The 19,860-nt window shown below is 53.2% G+C and carries 22 protein-coding genes and 2 tRNA genes; 17 read left to right on the plus strand and 7 right to left on the minus strand.

The window, feature by feature from the left end; genetic code table 11:
* Positions 1 to 7 precede the first annotated feature (7 nt).
* The 4 genes from mlaC to murA all read left to right on the plus strand — a co-directional run bounded on the left by mlaC (position 8) and on the right by murA (position 2,627).
* On the plus strand, positions 8 to 643 hold the full coding sequence (gene mlaC / locus BJP35_RS16665) for a phospholipid-binding protein MlaC (RefSeq protein WP_014171807.1): 636 nt from the start codon (positions 8 to 10) through the stop codon (positions 641 to 643).
* Complete coding sequence (gene mlaB, locus BJP35_RS16670; protein WP_014171806.1) at positions 643 to 936, plus strand: lipid asymmetry maintenance protein MlaB; 294 nt, start codon at positions 643 to 645, stop codon at positions 934 to 936. Before mlaC ends, mlaB begins: the two co-directional genes overlap by 1 nt.
* 126 nt (positions 937 to 1,062) lie before the next feature.
* Complete coding sequence (ibaG, locus tag BJP35_RS16675) at positions 1,063 to 1,317, plus strand: BolA family iron metabolism protein IbaG (RefSeq protein ID WP_008501458.1); 255 nt, start codon at positions 1,063 to 1,065, stop codon at positions 1,315 to 1,317.
* A gap of 50 nt (positions 1,318 to 1,367) precedes the next feature.
* Positions 1,368 to 2,627 carry a UDP-N-acetylglucosamine 1-carboxyvinyltransferase gene (gene murA / locus BJP35_RS16680; RefSeq protein WP_020883531.1) on the plus strand — a complete coding sequence of 420 codons (1,260 nt, stop codon included), beginning with the start codon at positions 1,368 to 1,370 and terminating at the stop codon, positions 2,625 to 2,627.
* A 61-nt stretch (positions 2,628 to 2,688) separates the two neighbouring features.
* On the opposite strand, the gene sfsB is transcribed toward murA, so the two are convergent.
* Both sfsB and ispB read right to left on the minus strand, forming a co-directional pair.
* Entirely contained in the window at positions 2,689 to 2,976 is a 288-nt protein-coding gene (gene sfsB, locus BJP35_RS16685) for a DNA-binding transcriptional regulator SfsB (RefSeq protein WP_047743777.1), read from the minus strand.
* Between the two features lie 231 nt (positions 2,977 to 3,207).
* Positions 3,208 to 4,179 (minus strand): octaprenyl diphosphate synthase, encoded by a 972-nt coding sequence (ispB, locus tag BJP35_RS16690; protein WP_020883532.1) that lies wholly within the window; start codon positions 4,177 to 4,179, stop codon positions 3,208 to 3,210.
* A 256-nt stretch (positions 4,180 to 4,435) separates the two neighbouring features.
* Between ispB and rplU the strand changes: the two genes are divergently transcribed.
* The 4 genes from rplU (at position 4,436) to cgtA (ending at position 7,274) form a co-directional block, all read left to right on the plus strand.
* On the plus strand, positions 4,436 to 4,747 hold the full coding sequence (gene rplU, locus BJP35_RS16695) for a 50S ribosomal protein L21 (RefSeq protein ID WP_003025032.1): 312 nt from the start codon (positions 4,436 to 4,438) through the stop codon (positions 4,745 to 4,747).
* Between the two features lie 19 nt (positions 4,748 to 4,766).
* Positions 4,767 to 5,024, plus strand: coding sequence for a 50S ribosomal protein L27 (gene rpmA / locus BJP35_RS16700; RefSeq protein WP_004385076.1), 258 nt, complete (start codon positions 4,767 to 4,769; stop codon positions 5,022 to 5,024).
* A 96-nt stretch (positions 5,025 to 5,120) separates the two neighbouring features.
* Entirely contained in the window at positions 5,121 to 6,086 is a 966-nt protein-coding gene (locus BJP35_RS16705; protein WP_014171799.1) for a DMT family transporter, read from the plus strand.
* A 15-nt stretch (positions 6,087 to 6,101) separates the two neighbouring features.
* Positions 6,102 to 7,274 carry an Obg family GTPase CgtA gene (cgtA, locus tag BJP35_RS16710; RefSeq protein ID WP_014171797.1) on the plus strand — a complete coding sequence of 391 codons (1,173 nt, stop codon included), beginning with the start codon at positions 6,102 to 6,104 and terminating at the stop codon, positions 7,272 to 7,274.
* Between the two features lie 32 nt (positions 7,275 to 7,306).
* On the opposite strand, the gene pmrB is transcribed toward cgtA, so the two are convergent.
* The 3 genes from pmrB to dacB are packed head-to-tail and all read right to left on the minus strand — an operon-like array spanning position 7,307 to position 10,445.
* Positions 7,307 to 8,350, minus strand: coding sequence for a two-component system sensor histidine kinase PmrB (gene pmrB, locus BJP35_RS16715; RefSeq protein WP_047743774.1), 1,044 nt, complete (start codon positions 8,348 to 8,350; stop codon positions 7,307 to 7,309).
* Entirely contained in the window at positions 8,347 to 9,009 is a 663-nt protein-coding gene (gene pmrA / locus BJP35_RS16720) for a two-component system response regulator PmrA (protein WP_014171795.1), read from the minus strand. Before pmrA ends, pmrB begins: the two co-directional genes overlap by 4 nt.
* A 2-nt stretch (positions 9,010 to 9,011) precedes the next feature.
* Positions 9,012 to 10,445 (minus strand): serine-type D-Ala-D-Ala carboxypeptidase, encoded by a 1,434-nt coding sequence (dacB, locus tag BJP35_RS16725; RefSeq protein ID WP_025202924.1) that lies wholly within the window; start codon positions 10,443 to 10,445, stop codon positions 9,012 to 9,014.
* Between the two features lie 227 nt (positions 10,446 to 10,672).
* Between dacB and greA the strand changes: the two genes are divergently transcribed.
* A complete protein-coding gene (gene greA, locus BJP35_RS16730) occupies positions 10,673 to 11,149 on the plus strand; it encodes a transcription elongation factor GreA (RefSeq protein WP_014171793.1) in 477 nt (158 codons plus the stop codon).
* 151 nt (positions 11,150 to 11,300) lie between these two features.
* Here greA and yhbY read toward each other — a convergent pair whose 3' ends face one another.
* Positions 11,301 to 11,594 carry a ribosome assembly RNA-binding protein YhbY gene (gene yhbY / locus BJP35_RS16735; RefSeq protein WP_086463433.1) on the minus strand — a complete coding sequence of 98 codons (294 nt, stop codon included), beginning with the start codon at positions 11,592 to 11,594 and terminating at the stop codon, positions 11,301 to 11,303.
* Positions 11,595 to 11,721: 127 nt separating this feature from the next.
* Between yhbY and rlmE the strand changes: the two genes are divergently transcribed.
* From rlmE to BJP35_RS16765, 6 genes are all read left to right on the plus strand, one after another.
* Entirely contained in the window at positions 11,722 to 12,348 is a 627-nt protein-coding gene (rlmE, locus tag BJP35_RS16740; RefSeq protein WP_014171792.1) for a 23S rRNA (uridine(2552)-2'-O)-methyltransferase RlmE, read from the plus strand.
* 102 nt (positions 12,349 to 12,450) lie between these two features.
* Positions 12,451 to 14,385 (plus strand): ATP-dependent zinc metalloprotease FtsH, encoded by a 1,935-nt coding sequence (gene ftsH, locus BJP35_RS16745; RefSeq protein ID WP_025202925.1) that lies wholly within the window; start codon positions 12,451 to 12,453, stop codon positions 14,383 to 14,385.
* A 98-nt stretch (positions 14,386 to 14,483) separates the two neighbouring features.
* Entirely contained in the window at positions 14,484 to 15,332 is an 849-nt protein-coding gene (folP, locus tag BJP35_RS16750; protein WP_020883535.1) for a dihydropteroate synthase, read from the plus strand.
* A complete protein-coding gene (glmM, locus tag BJP35_RS16755; RefSeq protein WP_014171789.1) occupies positions 15,325 to 16,662 on the plus strand; it encodes a phosphoglucosamine mutase in 1,338 nt (445 codons plus the stop codon). Before folP ends, glmM begins: the two co-directional genes overlap by 8 nt.
* A 223-nt stretch (positions 16,663 to 16,885) precedes the next feature.
* On the plus strand, positions 16,886 to 17,218 hold the full coding sequence (gene secG, locus BJP35_RS16760; protein WP_020883537.1) for a preprotein translocase subunit SecG: 333 nt from the start codon (positions 16,886 to 16,888) through the stop codon (positions 17,216 to 17,218).
* Positions 17,219 to 17,227: 9 nt separating this feature from the next.
* Positions 17,228 to 17,314: transfer RNA gene (locus BJP35_RS16765), tRNA-Leu, on the plus strand.
* A 165-nt stretch (positions 17,315 to 17,479) separates the two neighbouring features.
* On the opposite strand, the gene argG is transcribed toward BJP35_RS16765, so the two are convergent.
* Positions 17,480 to 18,826 (minus strand): argininosuccinate synthase, encoded by a 1,347-nt coding sequence (argG, locus tag BJP35_RS16770; protein WP_047743771.1) that lies wholly within the window; start codon positions 18,824 to 18,826, stop codon positions 17,480 to 17,482.
* A 287-nt stretch (positions 18,827 to 19,113) separates the two neighbouring features.
* Here argG and BJP35_RS16775 point away from each other — a divergent pair.
* Together BJP35_RS16775 and rimP are read left to right on the plus strand one after the other, a co-directional pair.
* Positions 19,114 to 19,190: transfer RNA gene (locus BJP35_RS16775), tRNA-Met, on the plus strand.
* Positions 19,191 to 19,397: 207 nt separating this feature from the next.
* Positions 19,398 to 19,850, plus strand: coding sequence for a ribosome maturation factor RimP (gene rimP / locus BJP35_RS16780; RefSeq protein ID WP_014833432.1), 453 nt, complete (start codon positions 19,398 to 19,400; stop codon positions 19,848 to 19,850).
* Positions 19,851 to 19,860: the final 10 nt, after the last annotated feature.

The following is a 19,860-nucleotide window of genomic DNA, read 5'->3' on the forward strand; positions in this document are numbered from 1 at the left end:
GTCATTCATGTTTAAACGACTGTTAATGGTTGCCATGCTGGTCATTGCCCCTCTCACCGCGGCGCATGCTGCGGATCAGAGTAACCCGTACAAACTGATGGATGAGGCTGCGAAGAAGACCTTCGACCGGCTTAAAAACGAACAGCCGAAAATTCGTTCCAATCCTGATTATCTGCGCGACGTGGTTGATCAAGAGCTGCTGCCGTACGTGCAGATCAAATATGCGGGTGCGCTGGTTCTGGGCCGTTATTACAAAGACGCGACCCCGGCGCAGCGCGACGCCTATTTTGCCGCGTTCCGTGAATACCTGAAACAGGCTTACGGTCAGGCACTGGCAATGTATCACGGTCAGACCTATCAGATTGCGCCAGAGCAGCCGCTGGGCGACGCGACTATCATTCCTATCCGCGTCACGATTATCGATCCTAACGGCCGTCCGCCAGTACGCCTGGACTTCCAGTGGCGTAAAAACAGCCAGACCGGTCACTGGCAGGCCTATGACATGATTGCGGAAGGGGTGAGCATGATCACCACTAAACAGAACGAGTGGAGTGACCTGCTGCGCACCAAAGGCATTGATGGCCTGACCGCACAGCTGCAGTCTATCTCGCGTCAGAAAATCTCTCTGGACGAGAAGAAGTAATGTCGGATCAACTGAGCTGGTCGCGTGAGGGTGAGACGTTGAAGCTGACGGGTGAACTCGACCAGGATCTGCTGAACCCGCTCTGGGACAAACGTTTTGAAGCGATGCAGGGCGTGACGGTTATCGATCTGAGCGGCATTTCACGGGTGGACACGGCAGGCGTCGCGCTGCTGGCCCATCTTGTTGCCGTGGGGAAAAAGCAGGGGACAAGCGTTACGCTGCACGCGGCGAGCGATAATGTGGTCACCCTGGCCCAGCTCTATAATCTCCCTCAGGACGTACTGCCTCGTTAATATTTTCAGTGCGTTACTTCTGAAAGCCCTGACAGATTCATCGTCGGGGCTTTTTGCTTGTTTAAGACGACGCCACTTTGCTCTAAGATGTTGGGCTTGTTTTCACTATCAGATGATTAAGAACCCATGGAAAATCATGAAATCCAGACAGTGCTGATGAATGCACTCTCCCTTCAGGAAGCCCACGTCACTGGCGATGGCAGTCACTTCCAGGTTATTGCTGTGGGTGAGATGTTCGACGGTATGAGCCGTGTGAAGAAACAGCAGGCTGTATACGCGCCGCTGATGGAATACATTGCGGATAACCGCATCCACGCCCTGTCGATTAAAGCGTTCACCCCTCAAGAGTGGGCACGCGATCGCAAACTAAACGGTTTTTGAGTTGTGGGCGACACGCCCGCAGCACGGTTGAATTTATAAGAGAGCACACAATGGATAAATTTCGTGTACAGGGGCCAACGCGTCTCCAGGGCGAAGTCACAATTTCTGGCGCAAAAAATGCCGCGCTGCCCATCCTCTTTGCTGCGCTGCTCGCGGAAGAGCCGGTAGAAATTCAGAACGTACCGAAGCTGAAAGATATCGACACCACCATGAAGTTGCTCAGCCAGCTGGGCACCAAAGTTGAGCGTAACGGTTCTGTCTGGATCGACGCCAGCAACGTAAACAACTTCTCTGCACCTTACGATCTGGTGAAAACCATGCGTGCATCCATCTGGGCGCTTGGCCCGCTGGTGGCACGTTTTGGTCAGGGTCAGGTTTCCCTGCCGGGTGGCTGCGCAATCGGTGCACGTCCGGTTGACCTGCACATCTTTGGCCTGGAGAAACTGGGCGCCGAGATCAAACTCGAAGAAGGTTATGTTAAAGCGTCTGTGAATGGCCGCCTGAAAGGCGCGCACATTGTCATGGACAAAGTGAGCGTTGGTGCCACCGTCACCATCATGTCTGCGGCAACGCTGGCAGAAGGTACTACCATCATCGAAAACGCCGCGCGTGAACCGGAGATTGTGGATACCGCGAACTTCCTCGTGGCGCTGGGTGCGAAGATCACCGGCCAGGGCACCGACCGTATCACCATCGAAGGCGTTGAGCGTCTGGGCGGCGGCGTGTACCGCGTCCTGCCAGACCGTATCGAAACCGGTACGTTCCTGGTTGCTGCCGCGATTTCAGGCGGGAAAATTACCTGCCGCAACGCGCAGCCAGATACCCTGGATGCGGTGCTGGCGAAACTGCGTGACGCAGGCGCTGATATCGAAATCGGTGAAGACTGGATCAGCCTGGACATGCACGGCAACCGTCCAAAAGCGGTAAACGTGCGTACAGCTCCGCATCCTGCTTTCCCGACCGATATGCAGGCGCAGTTCACCCTGTTAAACCTGGTGGCGGAAGGGACGGGGTTCATTACCGAGACCATCTTTGAAAACCGCTTTATGCACGTACCGGAACTGATCCGTATGGGCGCACATGCTGAGATCGAGAGTAATACCGTGATTTGCCACGGCGTTGAGAAACTGTCTGGTGCTCAGGTGATGGCAACCGATCTGCGTGCATCTGCAAGCCTGGTGCTGGCGGGTTGTATTGCGGAAGGGACGACGGTCGTTGATCGTATTTATCACATCGATCGTGGCTATGAACGTATCGAAGATAAACTGCGCGCGCTGGGTGCGAATATCGAGCGTGTGAAGGGCGAGTAATCGTTCCGGCAGCCCCCTGCCAGAAATGACCGGGGGGTTGCTGTTCCTGTCAAAAAAACCGCTATTCCTGCGGGTCTTTCTTCACTTTCCTCTGGCGCATCATGCGCGATCTGTCGATAAATTCATGGGTAATGGGATCGTGGTAACGCGAAGGCCAGATCACCCACGGATGCGTATCCAGCGCCGTCGCAATGATCAATTCTCCCTTCGGCCAGGGGCGCGTCAGGGCATTTGCCAGGGTTGAAGAACTCAGGCCATGGCGGCGAGATTCCGCAGCCAGTGATGTGCCTTTTTTGCGCAGTGCCGCAATGATATCTGCTGTGTGCCAGTCGATAAATTTCGTGTCCATAACGCTGTCCTTAAGTTTGGATTCACTTACGCCATTTCGTCTGAAACGACTGGCCTTACTATACCCATTTCAATTTCTTGTTCTAAAAAGTTCGCGTTACTGGTAGGGATATTCAGAATAAGGCATGGCTTTATTCATGCGGTCTGTAAACCGGTGCGTTTACGTGAAAGAGGAATATACAGGTGTGTACTGGAATCTCCCCGCGAGGGCCGCGGGGAGGGGAGAGCAGGATTAACGGTCGCGCTGAACGGCGATATGGGCAAGACCAATGAGCGCATCGCGCCATGGGCTGTCCGGGATAACCTGAAGTGCGGCGATGGCTTTATCCGCCTCTTCTTCGGCACGCTGACGCGTCCAGTCCAGCGATCCGCAAATGGCCATTGTTTCCAGCACGGGTTCCAGAAGATGACGACCATTTCCCTGCTCGATCGCTTCACGGATCATTTTCGCCTGGTCGGCTGACCCGTTGCGCATCGCATGGAGTAGCGGCAGCGTCGGTTTGCCTTCGTTCAGGTCATCACCCACGTTTTTGCCGAGCGTTTCGCCGTCTGCACTGTAATCCAGCAAATCATCAATCAGCTGGAATGCGGTACCCAGATAACGGCCATAGTCCTGCAGCCCTTTTTCCTGGGCTTCGCTACAGCCAGCCAGAATGCCGGAACACTGTGCAGCCGCTTCAAACAGGCGCGCAGTTTTGCTGTAAATCACGCGCATGTAGTTTTCTTCGGTGATGTCAGGGTCGTTGACGTTCATCAGCTGAAGCACTTCGCCCTCAGCAATCACGTTAACGGCTTCAGACATGACCTCCAGCACTTTCAGCGAACCCAGGCTGGTCATCATCTGGAAGGCACGGGTATAGATAAAATCCCCCACCAGGACGCTGGCAGCATTGCCAAAGGCGGCGTTGGCGGTGGCTTTACCCCGGCGCATGTCTGATTCATCCACAACATCATCATGAAGAAGCGTCGCAGTGTGAATAAATTCGATCAGTGCCGCGATCGTGACGTGAGCATTTCCCTGATAGCCGACGGCTCGGGCAGCCAGGATGGCAATCATCGGGCGAATGCGTTTACCGCCGCCGCTGACGATGTAATAGCCCAACTGATTGATCAGCTGAACGTCAGAATTGAGTTGCTCCAGGATTGCTGCATTCACACCCGCCATATCTTGCGCGGTTAACTCGTTGATTTTTTCTAAATTCATCGCAAAAGCCGGGCTTTTTATCCTGTTTATCCCATCTTCAATGGGGTAACGAAGGGTTAGGTTTATCAATAGTAGTGCTGATTGTACTGAAAAAACGGCTCAGATAAACGTTACCTTACGCGTTGTGTTTTTTTTCTTCATGTATTGATGGTAGCACTTGTCAAAGGCTCGCGTTTTGCGTAATATTCGCGCCCTATTGTGAATATTTATAGCGCACTCTGATTCATACGAGGATGTGCGCGGAAGCGGAGTTTATATGTACGCGGTTTTCCAAAGTGGTGGTAAACAACACCGAGTAAGCGAAGGTCAGACCGTTCGCCTGGAAAAGCTGGACATCGCAACTGGCGAATCTGTTGAGTTCGCAGAAGTTCTGATGATCGCAAACGGTGAAGAAGTCAAAATCGGCGTTCCTTTCGTTGATGGCGGCGTTATCAAAGCTGAAGTTGTTGCTCACGGTCGTGGCGAGAAAGTTAAAATCGTTAAGTTTCGTCGTCGTAAACACTACCGTAAGCAGCAGGGCCACCGTCAGTGGTTCACTGATGTGAAAATTACTGGCATCAGCGCCTAAGACCTGAGGAGAGATTTAAATGGCACATAAAAAGGCTGGCGGCTCCACACGTAACGGTCGCGATTCAGAAGCTAAACGCCTGGGCGTTAAGCGTTTCGGTGGCGAATCCGTTCTGGCGGGTAGCATCATTGTTCGTCAACGTGGCACCAAATTCCACGCTGGCAACAACGTAGGTTGCGGTCGTGACCACACTCTGTTTGCTAAAGCAGACGGTAAAGTGAAATTTGAAGTTAAAGGCCCGAACAACCGTAAATACATCAGCATCGTTGCTGAGTAAGGTTTTCTCGGTCCGGTAACGGATTAAAGCCCCGCAACCTGTTGCGGGGCTTTTTACATTGGAAACCCGGTAATTTTTTCTGTAGGGAAAACGGGCATGAAGCAGCAGGCCGGCATTGGTATTCTTTTGGCGCTCACGACCGCAATGTGCTGGGGTGCGCTGCCAATTGCAATGAAGCAGGTACTGGAAGTGATGGAGCCGCCAACGGTGGTGTTTTATCGCTTTCTGATGGCAAGTATCGGCCTTGGGGCCATCCTCGCGATCAAAGGTAAGCTTCCGCCGTTGCGTATCTTCCGTAAACCGCGCTGGCTGGTGTTGCTGGCTATCGCGACGGGCGGCCTGTTCGGTAACTTCATACTGTTCAGTTCTTCCCTGCAGTATCTTAGCCCCACGGCGTCGCAGGTGATTGGTCAGCTTTCACCGGTCGGCATGATGGTCGCCAGCGTCTTTATCCTCAAGGAGAAGATGCGTGGCACGCAAATTATCGGGGCGAGCATGTTGCTCTGTGGTCTGGTGATGTTCTTCAACACCAGCCTGATAGAGATTTTTACCCGACTGACGGATTACACCTGGGGTGTGATCTTCGGAGTGGGAGCAGCAACGGTTTGGGTGAGTTATGGCGTCGCGCAAAAGGTGTTATTGCGTCGTTTGGCCTCACAGCAGATCCTCTTTTTGCTGTACACTTTGTGTACAATAGCATTATTGCCGTTAGCAAAACCGGGTGTGATTACCCAGCTTAGCGACTGGCAACTGGCGTGCCTCATTTTTTGTGGGCTGAACACGCTGGTCGGTTATGGCGCGCTGGCCGAAGCGATGGCGCGCTGGCAGGCAGCACAGGTGAGCGCACTCATTACGCTTACCCCGCTGTTTACGCTGTTATTTTCAGATTTGTTATCAATGGCCTGGCCCGATGTCTTCGTCAGACCGATGCTCAACATGTTGGGCTATCTCGGTGCGTTTGTCGTGGTTGCGGGCGCGATGTATTCCGCCATTGGTCATCGTCTTTGGGGGCGTTGGCGCAAAAATGAAGCGGTCGTAGTAGTCCCCCGCTCAGGCGAATGAGTTACGGAGAGTAAAATGAAGTTTGTTGATGAAGCGACAATCCTGGTCGTGGCAGGTGATGGCGGCAATGGTTGCGTGAGCTTCCGCCGTGAGAAATATATTCCACGTGGCGGTCCTGACGGCGGTGACGGCGGGGACGGCGGTGACGTGTGGCTGGAGGCGGATGAGAACCTCAACACGCTGATCGACTACCGTTTCGAAAAATCCTTCCGCGCTGAGCGTGGTCAGAACGGTCAAAGCCGTGACTGTACGGGCAAACGCGGTAAAGACGTGACCATTAAGGTTCCGGTCGGTACGCGTGTGATTGACCAGGGGACGGGCGAAACCATGGGCGATATGACCAAACACGGTCAGCGTCTGATGGTGGCGAAAGGCGGCTGGCACGGTCTGGGTAACAGCCGTTTCAAATCGTCCGTAAACCGTACCCCGCGTCAGAAAACGATGGGTACGCCGGGCGACAAGCGCGATCTGCAGCTGGAGCTGATGCTTCTGGCCGATGTCGGGATGCTGGGTATGCCAAACGCCGGTAAATCGACGTTTATTCGTGCGGTCTCTGCAGCCAAGCCAAAAGTGGCGGATTATCCGTTTACCACGCTGGTACCAAGCCTGGGCGTTGTCCGTATGGATAACGAGAAGAGCTTTGTGGTTGCTGATATCCCGGGTCTGATTGAAGGTGCTGCAGAAGGTGCCGGTCTGGGTATCCGCTTCCTGAAACACCTTGAGCGCTGCCGCGTACTGCTGCATCTCATCGATATCGATCCAATCGACGGTTCCGATCCGGTAGAAAATGCCCGCATCATTATCGGCGAGCTGGAAAAATACAGCGAAAAACTGGCGAACAAGCCGCGCTGGCTGGTCTTTAACAAGATCGATCTGATGGATAAAGCCGAAGCGGAAGCGAAAGCGAAAGCCATTGCTGAAGCGATGGGCTGGGAAGATAAATACTACCTGATCTCCGCGGCAAGCCAGGTTGGCGTGAAAGATCTGTGCTGGGATGTGATGACCTTTATCATCGAGAACCCGGTTGTTCAGGCTGAAGAAGCGAAACAGCCAGAAAAAGTCGAATTCATGTGGGATGATTACCACCGCCAACAGCTCGAAGAGCTGGAAGTGGAAGAGGAAGAAGACTGGGACGACGACTGGGATGAAGACGACGAAGAAGGTGTCGAGTTCATCTACAAGCACTAATCGCAGTTTAAAGCCCCCGGAAGGGGGCTTTTTTATTGCAGGCTGGACGGCAACCAGCAGCTGGCGATTAAGCCGCCCTCAGCACCATTCTCCAGCATCAGCTTGCCGTGGTGGAGCTGCACGATACGTTGCACAATACTCAGCCCCAGGCCGCTGCCACCGTAGCGCTGGTCAAGACGACGGAACGGTTCAGTAATCGACTGGCGGTGCGCTTCATCTATCCCCGGCCCCTGATCGATAACGCTGACCTGTGTCCCCCCGTCAACGTCGGCCAGAGTCACGCGAATCGTTGTGCCTGACGGACTGTAGCGCCCGGCGTTCTCAAGCAGATTGCGCAGCATCAAACGCAGAAGTACCGCATCACCCTGCACCGTGAGCGGACTTTTGTCCGGCCATATCACCGTATGCTCTTTGGCTTCATGTCCAAGACCGAGCGGCATGATGATATCGTCTGTCCAGTTGACGGTTTCATAGTGACCGCTCGCCATCGCCTGTCCGGCACGGGACAACATCAGCAGTTGCTCAACCGTGTGCATCAGCTGATCGATACGGGTAATTAACGTCGTGGCCTGTGGAGAGCCAGACTGTGCCATCAGTTCCAGATGCAGTCTGATCCCCGCAAGCGGCGTTCGCAGCTCGTGAGCGGCGTCCGCGGTGAAGAGACGTTCCTGTTGAATGGTGTGATCCAAACGGGCGAGGAGCTGGTTGAGCGAGGTTGTGACGGCACCAATTTCTTCCATGTCGGAATAGACAGGGAGCGGGGTTAAGTTATCCGCCGAGCGGTTCGCCAGGCTGACGCGCAGTTGATTCAGGGGCCGGGTTATCCAGGTGACCGCCCAGAATGAGAAGCACAGCGTAAAACCGACCATCACCAGAGAGGGGACCAGCAGCGAGGCAATCGCTTCACGGATCTCTTTCTCGACATGATTATTGCGCGATTTCGCCGAGAGCGTTTCGTTGACCAGAAAACCAATCTGTTCACGGCTTTCATGCCAGAGCCAGATCACGCTTATCAGCTGGAAAAATAACAGAATGACCGCCAGCAGAACCATTAATCGCCGACGCATGCTGTTCATTTCTGGCTCTCCAGACGATAGCCTACGCCACGGACAGTTTTAATCCGGTCTTTACCCAGTTTGCGACGCAGATTGTGAATATGCACTTCGAGGGTATTTGAGCCCGGATCGTCCTGCCAGGAGTAAATATCCTGCTGCAGGGTTTCGCGGTGTACCGTTTGTCCGCTGCGCATAATCAGGCGCGTCAGCAGCGCGAACTCTTTAGGGGTTACTTCAACCGGCAGGGACTGGCACAGCACCTGCTGGGTTTGCAGATTCAGCGTAATATCGCCGTCGGTCAGTAAGTTATCGCTGTGTCCCTGATAACGACGAATCAACGCCCGTACCCGCGCCTGAAGCTCCGCAAGGGCAAACGGTTTCACCAGGTAATCATCAGCGCCAGAATCGAGGCCGTTGATACGATCTTCAATGGCATCACGTGCCGTCAGGATCAATACTGGATTGGCGATACCCCGGCGGCGCCACTGGCTTAGCTGCGTAGCGCCGTCTTTATCCGGTAAGCCTAAATCGAGGATCACCAGACTGTATTCGCCGCTCTGGATCAGGGCATCCGCCTCAGCCGCCGTGGCGGCGCAGTCGAGGGCATATCCTTCATTGGCCAGCGCCAGAGCCAGCCCTTCCTGCAATAACAGATCGTCTTCAACTATGAGTAGTTTCATCGCTAGTTATTCTGGTAGATGTCCTTATAAAGCCTGCTTTCGAAGCGAACCAGTGGAATACGACGATTACGCTGGTCGGTCGGTTCGACGGCATAGCCGGAAAGATACTGCACGAATGCCATGCGTTGCCCGCTGGCGGTAGTGATGAAGCCTGCAAGGTTATAAACCCCCTGCAGTGAACCTGTCTTGGCTGAAACTTTTCCATCCACCCCGGCCGCATGAAGGCCGGCACGGTACTGAAGCGAACCGTCATGCCCGGCAAGTGGCAGCATCGAAATAAAGTTTAGCTCAGTGTCATGTTGTGCAATGTACTGAAGTACTTGCATCATCGTTGCCGGGGAGATCAAATTATGCCGCGATAACCCGGAGCCATCGACGGCAATGGTGTTGCCAAGATCGATCCCCGCCTGTTGGCGCAGGATCTGACGTACGGCGTCGGAACCCGCACGCCAGGTTCCTGGCACGCCGAAACGCGCGTGACCAATCATGCGGAACACCGTGTCAGCAATCATGTTGTCAGACTTTTTCAGCATAATCCGTAGCAAATCGTGCAGCGGCGCAGATTGTTTGCTGGCGATGACCGTACCGGGTTGATTAACCTGCGTCTGGCGCAGCAGGGTACCGGAATAGGTTATTCCCGCCTGCTTCAGTTCATCCTTGAGAATGGCACCCGCATAGCTTGCGCCATCCTGTATCGCAAAGGCCAGCGGCAATGGATCGGCGCGTTGTGTCAGGCACCCGGTCAGCGTAAAGCGGTTGAGATCGCCTGGCACCACGTCCAGCTCGCAATACTGCGCATCCGGGGAGCCTTTTGCGAGGGTACGAACCTGGCTAAACATCGTCACCGGGTAGTAAGACGCCACGCGAATAAACGCTAAGTCATCCGGTTTTGGCGCGCTGTAAAGTGAAATGGAGAAGCAGTTACGATCCACAATCGCGGCGGCTGGCGGAGCGCTAAAGCACTGCGTCATGTCGTTCCACGGCCATCCTGGTGCTTTATCGTGGCTGGCAAAAATAGAGGTGTCGATTAACACATTGCCATCAATCTTCTGCACGCCAGATTTTTTCAGCGACGCGACCATGTTGCGGATATCCTGGCGTTTAAACGTAGGATCTCCCCCGAAACGAGCGATAAGATCGCCTTTCAGTTCGCCACCCTCGATGTTGCCTTTAGTCTCGAGCGTGGTGGTAAAACGGAAGTCAGGCCCAAGCTGAAGCAGGGCGGCGAGTGCGGTGATCACCTTCTGGGTACTGGCAGGCAGCGCCATCTGTTGACTGTGATAGTCAATCTCTGGCGACTGCGCCCCGACCTTCTGCACCATCAAGGCAAGGTTGGCACCTGCGGGTAGCTGATTAATGTACTCATCAACATTCGCGGCCTGAACGCTGAACGCTATACTGGTAGTCAATCCGATGATAAATCTGGAAAATCGCATAATCTCGCGCTAACAACCCGAAAACAAACCGTCATACTACGGTGCATAGCACTGCAAAGTAAACGATGACCCATAGTGAACTTCGCGGTAAAATGCGTATCAAATTGAAAATTGTTGCTGACCTGGGGCTTCGCTCCCGGGTCGGTTTTCTTTTTGCTTCTGGCCCGCTCATGGGGGCCGGGGCAGGGAACACTGCTCCCAACAGGAATGTTTAAGAGGTATAACAAATGCAAGCTATTCCGATGACCTTACGTGGTGCCGAAAAACTGCGCGAAGAGCTGGATTTTCTGAAATCCGTTCGTCGCCCTGAAATCATCGCCGCTATCGCGGATGCGCGTGAGCATGGCGACCTGAAAGAGAATGCTGAATACCACGCGGCGCGTGAGCAGCAGGGCTTCTGTGAAGGGCGTATTAAAGATATCGAAGCAAAACTGTCCAATGCGCAGGTTATCGATATCACCAAAATGCCTAACAATGGCCGCGTCATTTTTGGTTCAACCGTTACCGTGCTGAACCTGGACAATGACGAAGAGCAGACTTATCGCATCGTGGGTGATGATGAAGCGGACTTTAAACAGAATCTGATTTCGGTGAACTCCCCGATTGCTCGCGGCCTGATTGGCAAAGAGCAGGATGATGTTGTCACTATCCGCACCCCGGGTGGCGAAGTGGAATACGAAATTATTAAGGTTGAATACCTGTAATTCGCATCTCGACTAAGATGTTGATACATTGTAAAGAAAAGAAAAAGGCCGCATAGCGGCCTTTTATCAACTCAAGGAGCGTGGCATTTTGCTCACCTGCTGACAGAAATCCCTCGTTTTACACAGAAAATGTGTTCGATTCAGGATATCCTTAGCGTGGCAGCGAGATTTTACGCTCGTTAGATGGGCGATAGAGCACCAGCGTTTTACCGATGACCTGTACATTACAGGCACCCGTTTCACGCACGATGGCTTCCACGATCAGGTTTTTAGTGTCTCGGTCTTCAGAGGCGATTTTCACCTTGATCAGCTCGTGGTGTTCCAGCGCTTGTTCAATCTCGGCAAGCACCCCTTCGGTCAAACCATTGTTGCCAAGCATGACTACAGGCTTGAGCGGATGTGCCAGACCTTTAAGGTGCTGTTTTTGTTTAGTACTCAGATTCATCGTATATTTTTGCTTACGTTGGGATTGAAAACGGTTCATTCTACCGCCATCTCCCTTATATCGCCAAATAGCTGCGTAGAAATTTACGTCACAGGCAAGTAACGATGAACCAGGACGGAAATGTTAAATGACAGGTAAAAAGCGTTCTGCCAGCTCCAGCCGCTGGCTTCAGGAACACTTTAGCGATAAATATGTTCAACAGGCACAGAAAAAGGGGTTGCGTTCCCGTGCCTGGTTTAAACTTGATGAAATACAGCAAAGTGACAAACTTTTTAAGCCGGGAATGACGGTTGTCGATCTCGGTGCAGCACCTGGCGGATGGTCCCAGTATGCGGTTACGCAGATCGGCGGAACGGGCCGAATCATCGCATGCGACCTTTTACCAATGGATCCCATCGTCGGTGTCGACTTCCTTCAGGGCGACTTTCGTGATGAATTAGTGCTGAAAGCGCTACTTGAGCGTGTAGGTGATAGTAAGGTCCAGGTTGTCATGTCAGATATGGCACCAAATATGTGTGGAACACCGGCGGTGGATATCCCCCGCGCCATGTATTTGGTGGAGCTAGCGTTAGAAATGTGTCGTGATGTACTAGCGCCTGGTGGTAGTTTTGTTGTGAAGGTGTTTCAGGGCGAAGGTTTCGAGGAGTATCTTAAGGAAATTCGCTCCCTGTTTGCGAAGGTTAAAGTTCGTAAGCCGGACTCTTCCCGGGCCCGTTCCCGAGAAGTGTATATTGTAGCGACCGGGCGAAAATGATAACCCGCGTCTTTCAGACGAAAGTTTGAATGACACGGGATATAGAGTATCCTGACGCTGTTTTTAACACAGTTGTAATATGAGGTTAATCCCTTGAGTGACATGGCGAAAAACCTAATACTCTGGCTGGTCATTGCCGTTGTGCTGATGTCAGTATTCCAGAGCTTTGGGCCCAGCGAGTCGAATGGCCGCAAGGTGGATTATTCTACCTTCCTGCAGGAGGTCAATCAGGACCAGGTTCGCGAAGCGCGTATCAACGGACGTGAGATCAACGTTACCAAGAAAGATAGTAACCGTTACACGACTTACATCCCGGTGAACGATCCTAAGCTGCTTGATAACCTTCTGACCAAAAACGTCAAGGTGGTAGGCGAGCCGCCAGAAGAACCAAGCCTGCTGGCTTCTATCTTCATCTCCTGGTTCCCGATGCTGCTTCTTATTGGCGTCTGGATCTTCTTTATGCGCCAGATGCAGGGCGGCGGTGGCAAAGGTGCCATGTCGTTCGGTAAGAGCAAGGCGCGTATGCTAACGGAAGATCAGATCAAGACCACATTTGCCGACGTTGCAGGTTGCGACGAAGCAAAAGAAGAAGTGGGCGAACTGGTTGAATACCTGCGCGAGCCGAGCCGTTTCCAGAAACTGGGCGGTAAGATCCCGAAAGGCGTTCTGATGGTAGGGCCTCCGGGTACCGGTAAAACCCTGCTGGCGAAAGCCATCGCGGGTGAAGCGAAGGTGCCGTTCTTTACTATTTCAGGTTCTGACTTCGTTGAAATGTTCGTGGGTGTTGGTGCATCTCGTGTGCGTGACATGTTCGAGCAGGCCAAAAAGGCAGCACCGTGCATTATCTTCATCGATGAAATCGACGCCGTAGGCCGCCAGCGTGGCGCAGGCCTGGGCGGTGGTCACGATGAACGTGAACAGACGCTGAACCAGATGCTGGTTGAGATGGATGGCTTCGAAGGTAACGAAGGTATTATCGTTATCGCGGCGACTAACCGTCCGGACGTTCTTGACCCTGCGCTGCTGCGTCCAGGCCGTTTTGACCGTCAGGTTGTGGTTGGTCTGCCGGATGTACGTGGTCGTGAACAGATTCTGAAAGTTCACATGCGTCGCGTACCGCTGGCACCTGATGTCGACGCGGCGATCATCGCGCGTGGTACGCCGGGCTTCTCCGGTGCTGACCTGGCAAACCTGGTCAACGAAGCTGCACTGTTTGCTGCTCGCGGTAACAAACGCGTTGTGTCGATGGTGGAGTTCGAGAAAGCGAAAGACAAAATCATGATGGGTGCGGAACGTCGCTCCATGGTGATGACGGAAGCGCAGAAAGAGTCCACGGCTTACCACGAAGCCGGTCACGCGATTATCGGTCGCCTGGTGCCGGAACACGATCCGGTGCATAAAGTGACGATTATTCCGCGTGGTCGTGCGCTGGGTGTGACGTTCTTCCTGCCGGAAGGCGATGCCATCAGCGCCAGTCGTCAGAAGCTGGAAAGTCAGATTTCAACCCTTTACGGCGGTCGTCTGGCAGAAGAGATTATTTACGGTGCGGAACATGTTTCGACCGGTGCGTCCAACGACATTAAAGTCGCGACCAACCTGGCGCGTAACATGGTGACCCAATGGGGCTTCTCCGAGAAGCTGGGTCCCCTGCTGTATGCGGAAGAAGAAGGCGAAGTGTTCCTGGGCCGCTCCGTGGCGAAAGCGAAACACATGTCCGATGAAACCGCACGTATCATTGACCAGGAAGTGAAGCTGCTGATCGAGCGTAACTACAATCGCGCCCGTCAGATCCTGAACGATAACCTGGACATTCTGCATTCGATGAAAGATGCGCTCATGAAATATGAAACCATTGATGCTCCGCAGATTGACGACTTGATGGCTCGCCGCGAAGTGCGTCCGCCAGCGGGTTGGGAAGACCCAGGCGCTTCCAACAATTCTGACAACAATGGCACACCGCGTGCGCCGCGTCCGGTCGATGAACCGCGTACGCCGAACCCGGGCAACACCATGTCAGAACAGTTGGGCGACAAGTAAGTCACTGCTGTTGAAGTCTATGTTTGCACCTCAAACCCTGGAGCTTGCTCCGGGGTTTTTCTTTTCTGTAAAACCATATTGATACCAGGGATTTGACCATGAAACTATTCGCCCAGGACTCGCATCTCGATCTCTCACATCCGCATGTGATGGGTATCCTGAATGTCACGCCTGACTCCTTCTCTGACGGCGGCACGCATAACACGCTTATCGAGGCTGTGAAGCACGCAAATTTGATGATTAACGCGGGCGCCACCATCATTGACGTAGGTGGGGAATCGACGCGCCCGGGGGCGGCAGACGTTTCGGTGGAAGAAGAACTGGCGCGCGTGGTGCCTGTGGTTGAAGCTATCGCACAGCGGTTCGAAGTGTGGATCTCCGTCGATACGTCTAAACCTGAAGTGATCCGTGAAGTCGCGAGAGTGGGTGCTCACATCATCAATGATATTCGCTCGCTGACGGAGCCTGGCGCACTGGAGGCGGCCGCGGAGACCGGGCTACCGGTTTGCCTGATGCACATGCAAGGACAGCCGAAAACCATGCAGGAAGCGCCAAAGTATGACGATGTTTATGCCGACGTAAATCGCTTCTTTATTGAGCATATTGCACGTTGTGAACGTGCGGGTATCGCAAAAGAGAAATTGCTGCTCGACCCGGGGTTCGGTTTCGGTAAAAATCTCTCTCACAATTATGAGCTGCTTGCGCGCTTATCGGAATTCCATCATTTCGACCTGCCATTGCTGGTTGGTATGTCGAGAAAGTCGATGATTGGTCAGTTACTGAATGTAGGGCCGAGCGAACGTCTGAGCGGAAGTCTGGCCTGCGCTGTAATTGCGGCGATGCAGGGCGCGCACATTATTCGTGTCCATGACGTTAAAGAAACAGTAGAAGCCATGCGTGTAGTGGAAGCTACACTGGCAGCGAAGGAAAACAAACGCTATGAGTAATCGTAAATATTTTGGTACCGATGGTATTCGTGGGCGCGTGGGTGATGCGCCAATCACCCCTGATTTTGTCCTGAAACTGGGCTGGGCAGCGGGTAAAGTCCTTGCACGTCATGGCTCCCGTAAAATCATCATTGGTAAAGATACCCGTATCTCCGGGTATATGCTGGAGTCAGCGCTGGAGGCCGGTCTGGCTGCCGCGGGGCTTTCCGCTTCCTTCACTGGCCCAATGCCAACGCCTGCTGTGGCATATCTGACGCGTACTTTCCGTGCTGAAGCAGGGATTGTGATTTCGGCCTCGCATAACCCGTTTTATGACAACGGCATTAAATTCTTCTCCATCGATGGCACCAAGCTGCCGGATGAAGTGGAAGAGGCGATCGAAGCGGAGATGGAAAAAGAGATCACCTGTGTCGACTCCGCCGAGCTGGGTAAAGCGAACCGCATTGTCGATGCCGCGGGTCGTTACATCGAATTCTGCAAAGGTACTTTCCCGAACGAACTGAGCCTGGCCCATCTTAAAATTGTGGTGGACTGCGCCAACGGTGCGACCTATCACATTGCGCCGAATGTTTTCCGCGAACTGGGTGCGAACGTGATTACCATCGGGTGCGAGCCTGATGGCCTGAATATTAACGAACAGGTGGGTGCGACTGACGTTCGTGCTCTGCAGGCGCGCGTTCTGGCGGAAAAAGCCGATCTGGGCATCGCACTGGATGGCGACGGCGATCGCGTGATCATGGTCGATCACGAAGGTAATAAGGTCGACGGCGACCAGATCCTCTATATCATTGCGCGTGAAGGTCTGCGTCAGGGCCAGTTGCGCGGCGGTGCAGTAGGCACGCTGATGAGCAACATGGGTCTGGAGCTGGCGCTGAAACAGCTGGGTATTCCGTTTGTCCGTGCAAAAGTGGGCGACCGCTATGTGCTGGAAAAACTGCAGGAAAAAGGCTGGCGCATCGGGGCTGAAAACTCAGGCCACGTGATCCTGCTGGATAAAACCACCACCGGAGACGGTATCGTCGCTGCGCTGCAGGTTGTTGCCGCCATGGCGCGCAACCATATGAGCCTGCACGATCTCTGCAGCGGCATGAAAATGTTCCCGCAGATCCTGGTGAATGTGCGTTTCACCGCCGGTAAAGGCGACCCGCTGGAAAATGAAAATGTGAAAGCGGTGATGGCTGACGTTGAAGCCGCGCTGGGCAACCGTGGGCGTGTGCTGCTGCGTAAGTCTGGAACTGAACCGCTGATCCGCGTAATGGTGGAAGGCGAAGACGAGGCGCAGGTGAATGAATTTGCGCACCGTATTGCGGATGCCGTAAAAGCTGCATAGTTTTTCACGTTAAGTGATTAAAAAGGCGGCGTTTGCCGCCTTTGTTTTGAGCAATTGATGGCTTTTTGCTGTTTTTTTCCGCAGTTGATACAATGCGTCAAAATTGCCCTTGCGAAGCACATTCGCTTTGGTTAGTATTCACACCCGCTTCAGTGGGAAACAAAAATCCTGCTAATTGGTCGAAGCATTGGTATGCGGCAAATCCGCAAGGAACAGGTTGATTATGTACGAAGCTCTTTTAGTTATTTTCCTTATTGTAGCCATCGCTCTCGTAGCGCTGATCATGCTGCAGCAAGGTAAAGGCGCTGATATGGGAGCCTCCTTCGGAGCAGGCGCTTCCGGTACGCTGTTCGGTTCAAGTGGTTCTGCGAACTTCATGACCCGCACAACGGCGATTCTGGCTACGCTGTTCTTCATCATCAGTCTGGCGCTTGGCAATATCAACAGCAACAAGACCAGCAAAGGAAGCGAGTGGGAAAATCTGAGCGCGCCAGCGAAAACTGAGCAGACTCAGCCAGCTGCACCGGCTAAGCCGACCAGCGATATCCCGCACTAAGTATTCAGTACCGAGGTGGTGGAATTGGTAGACACGCTACCTTGAGGTGGTAGTGCCCTAACGGGCTTGTGGGTTCGAGTCCCATCCTCGGTACCAATATTCCAGAAGAAAGACGTCGAAAGACGTCTTTTTTTTCGTCTGTAGATTTCGTCTGTAGAAGGAGCGTTTTCGTCGGCAGGTACGTTCGTGCCAGCGGGACCGGTTCTGCAGCGATCGTAAAAAAGGCGCCCACTGGGCGCCTTTTGCATTTCTGCGTAAGCCTTACTTCTTAACGCTGTGCTCCAGGTTTTCAACCTGCGGCAGGCCATTACCGGCGCTTGCGGAGAGCAGGCCATTCTCAACGTAGTTGAACAGCTTCTCACGGGTATCGGTGATGTCCAGGTTACGCATGGTCAGCTGGCCAATACGATCGTCCGGAGAGAACACGGATTCACCTTTCTCCATGGTCAGACGTTCTGCTTTATAAGTCAGGTTGTCGGACATGGTGTTCAGAATAGAGTAGTCATTCCCGCGACGCAGCTCCAGCGTCACTTCACCGGTGATCGCGCTTGCCACCCAACGTTGCAGTGCATCACGCAGCATCAGGGCCTGTGGGTCGAACCAACGGCCCTGGTACAGCAGTTTACCCAGCTGACGACCATGAGAGTGATACTGCTCGATGGTGTCTTCGTTGTGAATACCGGTCAGCAGACGCTCATAAGCGATGTGCAGCAGCGCCATCCCAGGGGCTTCATAGATGCCACGGCTTTTTGCTTCGATAATACGGTTTTCAATTTGATCGCTCATGCCCAGACCGTGACGGCCACCGATACGGTTAGCTTCCAGCATCAGTTCCACATCGTCAGAGAAGGTCTTGCCGTTCAGGGCAACCGGATGGCCGCGCTCGAAACGCACGGTAACTTCTTCCGCCTGGATTTTGACGTTTTCGTCCCAGAACTTCACACCCATGATCGGGTTAACGATCTTCACGCTGGAGTTCAGGAATTCCAGGTCCTTCGCTTCGTGCGTCGCACCCAGCATATTGGAATCGGTAGAGTAGGCTTTCTCAACGGACATCTTATAGTCGAAGCCACAGGCGATCATAAACTCGGACATTTCATGACGGCCGCCCAGCTCGTCGATAAAGTCGGTATCGAGCCACGGTTTATAAATCTGCAGCTCGGCGTTGGTCAGCAGGCCATAACGATAGAAACGTTCGATATCGTTTCCTTTATACGTACTGCCATCACCCCAGATGTTTACGCCATCTTCTTTCATGGCGGCAACCAGCATGGTACCGGTCACTGCACGGCCCAGCGGGGTGGTATTGAAATAGGTCAGGCCGCCGGTGGTATTATGGAAAGCACCACACTGAATAGCAGCAATACCTTCAGCGACCAGTTGCTTACGGCAGTCAATCAGGCGCGCGTTCTCTGCGCCATACTCTTTAGCGCGACGAGGGATTGCATCATAATCGTCCTCATCCGGCTGACCCAGGTTCGCAGTATATGCATACGGAACCGCTCCCTTCTGGCGCATCCACAGCAGTGCAGCGCTGGTATCCAGGCCGCCTGAAAAAGCGATGCCAATACGTTGTCCTACCGGAAGATGCTTGAGAATCGTCGTCATAAAATAAAACCCTGCTTGATTGACTGATTAAGAGACCGCTTTCGCTCTCGATGCATGTTTATGCAAAATAAGTGAGTATTCATTTAATCATCTTTTGTCGATGACCGGAAGAGACTCGTGCGTTTTTTGTAAAATTTTCCCTTTGTTTGACCTGGCGGAAACTGGCTTGACAGGTGGGGTTCACTATCAATATACTAAACGCCGATTTTACGTCCCGTCTTCGGTACCAAATCCCAGCATTATTTGCAAATTCTCTCCAAAACGCGTAGAATTTGCCACGTTTCAGGCGCGGGGTGGAGCAGCCTGGTAGCTCGTCGGGCTCATAACCCGAAGGTCGTCGGTTCAAATCCGGCCCCCGCAACCACTTTCCCATAAAGTTCTTTTTCAAATATACTGTGAAGACTTAGAGCCTTCGTAGCTGGATTTGAAAAAATTCTTTCGGAGAGTGCTCCAGGCCGCAGTTGCGGCTATAGGGTTCAGTTATCTAAAGCCCCGATTTATCGGGGTTTTTTGTTATCTGACTACAGAATAACTGGGCTTTACGCCCTTTTTTTATGTCTTGGGGGTGGGCTTGTCCACATTAGAGCAAAAATTAACAGAGATGATTACTGCACCGGTCGAAGCACTGGGCTACGAACTGGTCGGCATCGAATTCGTTCGCGGCCGTACATCGACGCTGCGCATCTATATTGATAGTGAAGATGGCATCAATGTTGATGATTGTGCTGATGTTAGCCACCAGGTGAGTGCGGTTCTTGATGTTGAAGACCCGATTACCGTTGCGTACAACCTGGAAGTTTCCTCACCCGGCCTCGATCGCCCGATGTTCACGGCCGAGCACTATGTGCGCTTTACCGGTGAAGAAGTGGCTCTCGTTCTGCGTATGGCCGTACAGAACCGCCGTAAATGGCAGGGAATTATCAAAGCCGTTGATGGTGAAATGATCACGGTTACAGTCGAAGGCAAAGATGAAGTGTTCGCGCTGAGTAATATCCAGAAGGCGAACCTGGTTCCCCACTTTTAACAGTCTGGAT

It is taken from the genome of Enterobacter sp. J49 (assembly GCF_002148625.1).
GTDB lineage: Bacteria > Pseudomonadota > Gammaproteobacteria > Enterobacterales > Enterobacteriaceae > Enterobacter > Enterobacter ludwigii.